This window comes from Brevundimonas sp. CURTG3B2_SDJG, from assembly GCF_057364705.1.
The window spans coordinates 1-753 of the sequence record NZ_JBNFOJ010000548.1 but is presented as its reverse complement, the minus strand read 5'-3'; the positions used below and the strand labels follow the sequence as shown (position 1 = coordinate 753).

General features: G+C 73.6%; 2 protein-coding genes. Both read left to right on the top strand.

The features are described 5' to 3' along the window. Positions 1-212 precede the first annotated feature (212 nt). Positions 213-449 carry an alpha/beta hydrolase gene (locus AC2W7C_RS18605; protein ID WP_486002669.1) on the top strand — a complete coding sequence of 79 codons (237 nt, stop codon included), beginning with the start codon at positions 213-215 and terminating at the stop codon, positions 447-449. A 66-nt stretch (positions 450-515) separates the two neighbouring features. After that, positions 516-753: hypothetical protein (locus AC2W7C_RS18600; protein WP_486002668.1), on the top strand; the 238-nt coding region annotated here is incomplete at its 3' end.

Sequence of the window (753 nt, the reverse complement as noted above, 5' to 3'; positions counted from 1 at the left end):
TTGGGCGTCGTCGGCCATTTCGGCGGGCGCCCACCTGGCCATGATGATCCGCCCTGGATCGGCGCTACCTGGCCGCCGTCGAGGCGCCCGGCCTGATCAAGGCCGCCGTCGGCCTGGCCGGCCCCTACGAGTTCCTGCCGCTGGACGTCCCCGCCTCGATCAACGCCTTCGGCCGCGTCCCCGATCCGACGCTGACCCAGCCGGTCGCCTTCGTGCGGCCCGACGCGCCGCCGCTTTGGCTGGGCCATGGAACCGAGGACACGGTGGTCCATGCCGAGGACACGACCATCCTGTGCGAGCGCATGCGGGCGGCGGGCGGCCGGTGCGAGGCCAGGCTGTACCCCGGCCTGAACCACGCGGACCTGATCGCGACCTTCTCGCCCCTGTTCCGGAAGAAGGCGCCGGTGCTAGCCGACGCGACCGCCTTCCTGCATCGCGAGCTGGGCTGACGTCAGGCGGCGTCAGTGGACATCCCGCCGAAACCGGCGCCTGATGCCGGGGATGGGGAGATGACGATGCGCATCGCGATCGCGGCGGTTCTCGGTTCGATGGTCATGGCGCCGGGGCCAGCCAGCCTGGCCCAGGACGGCGTCGACGCCGCCTACCGGGCGGCCCTGGCCGCTTCGCCCACCCCCCGCACGCTTCAGGACCAGCAGGCGCTGTGGGCGACCGACCGCGCGCGGCGGACGCGTCCGAGCGCGCGGCCTTCGACGAGACGGACCGGGATCGTGCGGGCCGCCTCGGTCCCGTCCG